Source organism: Aureispira sp. CCB-QB1 (assembly GCF_000724545.1).
GTDB lineage: Bacteria > Bacteroidota > Bacteroidia > Chitinophagales > Saprospiraceae > Aureispira.
The window spans coordinates 1-7,497 of the sequence record NZ_JHBV01000150.1; the positions used below are offsets into that span (position 1 = coordinate 1).

Here is a 7,497-nt window from a genome sequence, read left to right on the forward strand (position 1 = left end):
CTTGTTGACCACTTGGGGAATGTGACGACGCAAGTGAGCGATAGAAAAGCGGGTACAATCGCTACGAATGATATTAAAGCTAATGTGCTGAGTTATCAGCAATATTATCCGTTTGGGTGGAATCAGCCTGGGCGCTCGCTTAATGCTGATAAGGCTCGTTTTGACTTCCAAAATCAAGAAACAGATAAGGAATGGTTGGGGGGTAATGCTGTGGCTTACAGGTATCGTTTTCATGATCCGAGATTAGGTAGATTCCTTTCTGTTGATCCACTAAAAGAGCGATTCTTATATAACTCTTCATATGCATTTTCTGAAAATCGTGTGATCGATGGAATTGAATTAGAAGGACGTCAAGTTGTATTAATACCAATAATTATAGGAGCCCTTGCTAAACTAGGAAGACCTGTTTTAAAAGGTGCAGGAAGATTGTTTAGAGCAGGCGCTAAACCAAAATCTGTTCCTAAGGTAAAACCACAGGCTGTTCCTAAAGCTAATCCTACAGTTCCTAAAAATACTATACCTAAACCTAATCCAAAGCTACCTACTCAGCCAACTCCAGTACCTGTACTTCCTCCTATAGGGTTTGATGATTACATTGATCAAGAAATTATTCAAGATTTAGAAAAACATAAGCCTAAGCGAGATAATCTGACTGATCTTGAAAAATTTATTCAGACAGAGTTTGAAAATACGTATATGTATAAGGTGGGTAAGATGGAGGATGAATTGTATGGTGAAGATTACAATCCCTTTGAAGATGATGAAAATGAAGATCCAGAACTAGTATATCAGATGTATGGTATTGATAAAAATGGAAAAGAGGTTACTATTAAATATGGAACTGCTAAAGAGAGGCGCTATGAGTTAAGAAAACAAGAAAATTTAGGTTCATATGGGGCTGTTTATGCAGATAAGAAAAACCCCTTAAATAAACTCAAGCAAAGTCTAAAAAATATAAGTTTCAGAGTTATTAAAAAAGGGATAAAAGGAGGAAGAAGTGCATCCGAAGCAATTGAGACACAAAAAGTAGGCGATCATTGGAAGGCTAATGGGAAGAATCGCCCCCCTGAAAATAATGCAGTCCATCAAAAAATTAAATATCCAAATAAAACATTACCAAATTAATGACTAAATTTTTTGTTAATATAGAGAGTAATCAGTATCAAAGACTATATACCTTATCAACTGATAAAGACCATTTTTTTATTGATTACGGTGAGATTGGAGAGGCGCATTTTAGTAGATTAGTCTTTGAATCGTCTTCTGATATAGATAAATATTTGTCATTTATTAAAGGTAAAGGCTTTTCAAAACCAAATTGGAATGAGTGTGAAGAAATTAAAGTTTATTTTTCATTAGAGAAAGATAATGATTACTCAGATTCCTTCGACTTTGAAAATCATGTAAAAAAAAGTATCTATGGAACAGGTAATGGGAAAATTTCTGATCGAGATTGTGGTCTGAACAAAATAATAGTATGGGTGGAAGTCTTTAATGTTCCTAAAGCTGTAAAGTCTATTTTAGAGAAATTTGAAATGAATGGCTTAAAAAAACGAATTTTGAAAATAGAAAAAATAGCTCATATTAATAATAATTTAAGCGTTGAAACTTTGTATATGAAAGACTAGAAAGTATTTTACTTGGAAATTAGTAAGGTGTTCCTCCGCAGAAGCCAACAGACTAGAACCACGCCAGTAGTTACAAAAAACTACCACTATGCTAGTCGCTACGTTCTGTCATGATTCTAGGTTTGGCATGTTTGTCGTCACAGCAGCTCTCATGCGTTACACCTTCGCAAGTATGCTTGTCGTAAGCATTACGCTGCTCTAGTATGCGGCCATGCGGGAGCTGTCAGGCTTCGAGTATTTTTGTTTTTTCATTTGAAAAGGTATACTCTTGCATAAAAAATGCCCCTTCAGAAAAGTTCTGAGGGGGCATTTACATGTAGCTATCTATCATAGCTTTGCTATTTTCCTATCTAGCACCGTGCCACTCCACCGCTATCGGGCCGCCAGCCATGAAGGCGTTTTGGTCTCTCTTTTTTTACTTACAGCCTAGTCGGCTGTAAACTTTAATTATTTGCCAGTCGCTGCTCTCGCTACGTAGGAGCCGCTGCGTCTGTCAAAAATTAAAGGTTTATTGATAAGCTTGTTTAGCTTTGAAATTTTGAGTAATGCTGTCAATGAGAAAGAAGAGCTTGCTTTTAGTCTCTTTGTCTAGTTGCTCTATAGCATCTATTCTTTTTAATACCTCTTTATCGTATTGAGCAAACTTACCATCGCTAATTAAATAGTCTGTAGATACGTTGAATACGTTTGCTAATTTGACGATCATATCCAAAGAAGGAACATTGAGATTTCTCTCATAATTACCAATAATAGTTCTTGAAGCTCCAACTTTTTTAGCAAGAGCAGCTTGTGATAAATTTAATTGCTTTCTAAGCGTTGTTATTTTGGTTCCAATGTCCATGATGTTTGGCTAAAATTAAGTTTACTGAACGATATTATACAAATATAGATCAAAATATTTGACAAAAAAAGTATAAGTTTGTTGCTTGGTTGTTAAAAAGAGTGTACATTTGTCAAACATAGTTGGCAAAAAATATTTTTAATAAAATTTCTTCAGCGCTGAAAAAATTGTCAAAACAAGTCCAGAGCATGACAATAGAAGAAATCAAAAGCCGCCTAAGCATACAAGATGTTTTGGCGCATTACGGCATAGAGCCGAACAAAAACAAACATATTAACTGCCCGTTTCACGAGGACAAAACACCAAGTATGAAAGTGTATGCAGAAACCAACACGGTGTATTGCTTTAGTGGCAACTGTGCCACACATGGGAGCAGCTTAGATGTGATTGAATTTGTAATGAAAAAGGAAGGTTGCACGAAACACCAGGCAATTTTAAAATGTAAAGCATTGTTAGGGCATATCGAGCCGATCAAAGCGGAGCTTCGTACAATGGATGAAGTATGGAAAAGCTTGCAACAGAGTTTAAGCAGAAGCGAAAAGGCAAAAAGTTATTTGAAAAATAGAGGATTATCCACAAAGGGCGTGGGTTATCATAGTGGACAATTACACAAAGGAAAGTTAGCCCAAGAGGCGAGAGCAGTGGGCTTGATCAATGATCAAAACAAGCCATGGGCAGCAAATTGTGTGCTTTATCCCCTAAAAGATGCGCTGGACAAGGTGGTCAGTTTGTATGGACGAAGTCTAACGACTGGCCACTTTTATTTGTCTGGACGTTGTGGTTTATATCCTTGTTATCCGAGCAAAAAGGCAAAGCAGATTATACTAACAGAAAGCATTATAGATGCAGCAAGCTTGTTAGAAATCAAAGCGTTAAGAGATTATACAATCCTGTCATTATATGGGACAAATGGCTTTACTGGCGAGCATAAAAAAGCTTTGGAGAGCTGCGGAGACTTGGAGGAAATTATTTTGTTATTAGATGGCGACGAAGCAGGACAAAAGGCAAGTAAGAAGTATCAAACCGAGCTTCAACAATTATTACCAAAAGTAAATACAAGAATCGTGGAACTACCGAATAATACAGATGTGAACGAGCTTTGGGCAAATCATTTAAGCGAGGCACTATTTGTAGAGTTATTAAAAGAAGAAAAAGCGGTGGTGCCTATATTTTTACTAGATTGTAGCGATCCAAATAATCTAAAATATGAGCGTAAAAATGTGGCTTATTATGTCAAAGGATTTAAAGAAAATATGTCTTTAGATAGTTTGCAAGTGCGTTTGATTTGCTCTAATCGAGAAGGGGTGAAATATCGAGGAAAAGTAGAGCTATACGAAGATACAGCGGTTCAGAAATATTGTTTACTGGCAGCTAAAAAGTTGAAGGTAGAGGTGCAAGATTTAGATTTAGATATTGGAATATTAACGGATGAATTAGAAGCGTATCGAGAAGGCTTAAAAAGTGGTCAAAAGCAGCCTAAAAAGATACATAAAATAGCTTTGAGCAGTAAAGAAAAGGCAGCAGCTTTGGACTTTTTGAAGCGAGAAAACTTGTTCAAACGCCTAAATAAACGAATAGGAGAAACAGGGATTGTGGGCGAAGAAAATACAAGGTTGTTGTTGTTAATCGTGGCAAGTTCTTATAAAAATAGCAATCCTTTGCACGCTTTGATTCAAGGGAGTACGGGAAGTGGTAAGACGTTGTTGTTGCGTAAAATCATGCACTTAATCCCAGAACAGGATCGACATATTTGGACAAGAATAACGGATAAAAGTTTGTATCATGCAGGACATCAATACGCGCATAAAAGTATAGCGATAGAGGATTGGGATGGCTTGAGTGAAGAGGTTCAATACATTGTAAGAGAGTTCCAAAGTGGTCATATCTTGCGTTCAAGCACGACCGAAAAACAAGCCGATGGAAGCATGAGCAGCAAGGAAATTATTGCTTATGGCCCCATATCAAGCATGATGTGTACGACACAAGGTGCAATTTATGAAGATAATATGAGTCGTTGTTTTTTGGTGGCGGTGGATGAAAGCGAGGAGCAGACCAAGTATATCTTGGATTATCAATATCAAAAAGATAGGGGTGAGTTAAACAAAAAGGAGGAAGAAAAGGCAATGGTTTTTATCCAACATTTAGTGGATTTATTAGAGGCAAAAGAGGTGCTTAATCCCTTTGCGGGCAAGGTTCAATTACCTGCTAAAGTGCATAAGATAAGACGTTTAAATCATTTGTTCCAGTCTTTTGTTCGTCAGATAACTTGGTGGCATCAACATCAAAGAAAGCAAAATGAGCAAGGACAAATTATAGCTCAAAAAGAAGATGTGCAAGCAGCGATTACGTTGCTATTTGAAACGATAGTCTTAAAAATAGATGAATTGGATGGTAGTTTAAGAAGCTTTTATGAGCGCTTGAAACGCTATGTTTTGGAGCAAGAAGGAGGAAAAAATTACCACTTTAATAGACGTGAAGTTCGGCAAATGATGCACAAAAGTAAAAGTCAAATAGAACGTTATATCCGTCAATTACAAGAGTTAGAATACATCCGTCAGGTTGGCGGTTATGCGAACAAAGGCTATGCTTATGAAATTGTTTATTGGGATGATAATAAAGGCTTGCGGAAGGAAATACAAAGTTACATGAATGATCAATTAAGCCAATTATGAACCGCTAAAGGGTCACTAATGGTTCGCTAGACCTTCGATAAAACCTGAAAAAAGAGCCTAGCGCCCCTCGACCCATCAAAAGTGCACAAGGCATGAAAAAAACAATCGCTTACCTCAAATGGTTGGAGCTTCAAAATTACAAAATAAGAAGCATAGAAACCCTAATAAGTTTGGTCAAACAAGTAGAAGAATACTTAAAAAGAGCAGGCTTAAATTGGACGAGTGAAGGGCTAAAAAGCTTTGCGAACTGGGCAGCCAATCAAGGCTATAGTTTGATTTATCAAAAGCACTTACACTGGGGCATCCGTAGTTATTGCAGCTATTTAAAACAGGTTCATCATCAAGAGATAAGGGTCTATTTGCCTAAGCTAAAAAATTACTACAATAGACGCATTGCCTTGGACAAAAATCAACTAGAAATTATAGTAGATTGGCTCGAAAAAACAAAGCAAGATTATTGGCTTAATCAGACACTTTGGAGCTTGTTTTATGGCTGTGGCATCCGTAGAGCAGAGGCGTTAAACTTAGAAATCAACAACTTAAAAGTACAAGCTAAATTACTGGAAGTAAGAACGGTAAAAAGTGGTGGAACAAGAAGCTTGCCTTTGTCTAAAAATCAATTAAAAGCACTTGTAAATTACATTGAATTAGAACGACCAAAAGCGAAGCAAGGTTATGAAAATAAACTGCTGTTGGGCAAGCGTGGAGGCTCTGCAAAAAGTATGTTGGGTAAGCAGCTCACGAAGTGGCAAGCAGGAACGGGATTAGAAATGGAACTGTGTTGGCATGTTTTAAGGCATAGCATTGCTAGTGAGTTAGTTGCCAAAGGAATGAAGATAGAGCAGGTAAGCTTGTTTTTAGGTCATAACAGCATCGAATCTACGTCAAGATATTTACATTATAATCCTACTAAAAATGAGCTTTAAAAACTATCTAATTAACTTAAAGTTAAGTTCTTCTACAATTAATCGGTATTTATCTTTTGAAAAAGAATTACTTACTTATTTTTTAAGTGATGAACGAAGTGAACTGGGGGCGGTTGTGCCAGTGGCACAAAAGAAAAGGGCTAAAAAGCTTAAAGCGCTAAATTATAATGACTTATTAAGCTATTTTAATACTAAAAAATCAAATAATTTAAAGCGATCTACCTTAGTTCATTTGTTGAACAGGATCCAACATTATTATGATTATTTAGGGGTAGAAAATCCATTAAAAGATTTTAGGTTAAAAGGTTCTGAAAAGCCTAGTTCAATGGTGTTTTTGAGTCCAGCTCAATTGAAACAAATAGCTGTTTGTTATCATCAGAATAAACGCCTGAGTTTATGGAGCAAAGTAGGGATCAGTTTATTGATTTATCAAGGCTTATCGACGCATGAACTGCCTTTGTTGAGGGTAGAACATCTTAACTTAGAGCAAGGCGAAATCAGGATACCAAAGAGTGTTTTGAATAGTAGAATCTTGCCTTTAGAAGCGGCTCAAATCTTAAATTTAATGCAACTGATTGGCGATAAAAAAAACAATGATTTATTGTTGGATTATCAAAGTTCGAGTCATGGACAAAATCGGCACTTACATTGGAAAGATCAGATAAAACGAGAGTTAAAAAAGCATACAATTAGGCTTCCATTTACGAACCTTCAACAGCTTCGAGCGAGTAGAATAGCGCATTGGATTAAGGAATTAGGTATTTTACATGCACAGTATTTGGCAGGGCATCAACATTTATCTTCTACCCAGAATTACCAAAGTCAAGACCACGAGCAATTGCGAGCGAGTTTTGAGCAAATCCATCCTTTGTTCTGATTTTAATTTTTGGCAGGCGTAGCGTGGGAACAGAGCGAATGCCACGACTGACAGAAATTAAAACTTATAGCCGACAAGGCTATAAAAAAACGAGGACAAAAGTCCTGCAAGGCTGAACGTACCGTAAGCGTATGGAGCGACTAGTGCTATACAGGAAAGTAGTAAGATACTACGATGGATAGCCACATTTTTTATGCAAGCGTTAGCGCAGCTAGGCGGCTCCCAAGCGGTACGCATACTAGGCTAGTGGAGTGCTTGTACTATATTAATAGTATAAGGATGAGAACTAGCAGGACGAGGAATAGGTAAGCCCAAAGCTGTGACAGACAGAGCGACTAGCGAAGGATATTTTAAATACTGGCGCAGCTATGGACAGCCACTTCTGATGAGACCTACCACTTTCCCTTTTTAAATTTTAGCATTTATATAACTATTTTTTTCAACTGAAAAAGGTCTCAAATGAAATAAAAAGTCCTATATTTAAAGAAGTTATACAGCAGATCACAAGGATTTGTAAAAGGTTGAAAAAATAGTATGTAGAGGCGTACGATCT

General features: G+C 36.9%; 6 protein-coding genes. 5 read left to right on the forward strand and 1 reads right to left on the reverse strand.

The window, feature by feature from the left end; all coding sequences use genetic code 11:
- Nucleotides 1-1,125 (forward strand): RHS repeat-associated core domain-containing protein (locus CG11_RS28310; RefSeq protein ID WP_304413031.1); only part of this gene is annotated, 1,125 nt, incomplete at its 5' end.
- A complete protein-coding gene (locus CG11_RS28315) occupies nucleotides 1,125-1,628 on the forward strand; it encodes a hypothetical protein (protein WP_052600284.1) in 504 nt (167 codons plus the stop codon). The genes CG11_RS28310 and CG11_RS28315, both read left to right, overlap by 1 nt.
- Nucleotides 1,629-2,136: 508 nt before the next feature.
- Here the strand turns inward: CG11_RS28315 and CG11_RS28320 are convergent.
- Nucleotides 2,137-2,469 carry a helix-turn-helix domain-containing protein gene (locus tag CG11_RS28320; protein ID WP_063833236.1) on the reverse strand — a complete coding sequence of 111 codons (333 nt, stop codon included), beginning with the start codon at nucleotides 2,467-2,469 and terminating at the stop codon, nucleotides 2,137-2,139.
- A 188-nt stretch (nucleotides 2,470-2,657) separates the two neighbouring features.
- Between CG11_RS28320 and CG11_RS28325 the strand changes: the two genes are divergently transcribed.
- The 3 genes from CG11_RS28325 to CG11_RS28335 all read left to right on the forward strand — a co-directional run bounded on the left by CG11_RS28325 (nucleotide 2,658) and on the right by CG11_RS28335 (nucleotide 6,944).
- Complete coding sequence (locus CG11_RS28325) at nucleotides 2,658-5,141, forward strand: toprim domain-containing protein (RefSeq protein ID WP_052600286.1); 2,484 nt, start codon at nucleotides 2,658-2,660, stop codon at nucleotides 5,139-5,141.
- 92 nt (nucleotides 5,142-5,233) lie between these two features.
- Entirely contained in the window at nucleotides 5,234-6,067 is an 834-nt protein-coding gene (locus tag CG11_RS28330; RefSeq protein WP_052600287.1) for a tyrosine-type recombinase/integrase, read from the forward strand.
- Nucleotides 6,057-6,944, forward strand: a complete 888-nt coding sequence (locus CG11_RS28335) for a site-specific integrase (protein WP_052600288.1) — start codon at nucleotides 6,057-6,059, stop codon at nucleotides 6,942-6,944. The genes CG11_RS28330 and CG11_RS28335 overlap by 11 nt, the downstream gene beginning before the upstream one ends.
- The last annotated feature ends 553 nt before the right edge of the window (nucleotides 6,945-7,497 follow it).

What these genes read in the sequence shown, in the direction of transcription:
- CG11_RS28320 (WP_063833236.1), bottom strand. Translation starts at nt 2,469, where the DNA reads ATGGACATTGGAACCAAAATAACAACGCTTAGAAAGCAATTAAATTTA.
- CG11_RS28315 (WP_052600284.1), top strand. Translation starts at nt 1,125, where the DNA reads ATGACTAAATTTTTTGTTAATATAGAGAGTAATCAGTATCAAAGACTA.
- CG11_RS28335 (WP_052600288.1), top strand. Translation starts at nt 6,057, where the DNA reads ATGAGCTTTAAAAACTATCTAATTAACTTAAAGTTAAGTTCTTCTACA.
- CG11_RS28325 (WP_052600286.1), top strand. Translation starts at nt 2,658, where the DNA reads ATGACAATAGAAGAAATCAAAAGCCGCCTAAGCATACAAGATGTTTTG.
- CG11_RS28330 (WP_052600287.1), top strand. Translation starts at nt 5,234, where the DNA reads ATGAAAAAAACAATCGCTTACCTCAAATGGTTGGAGCTTCAAAATTAC.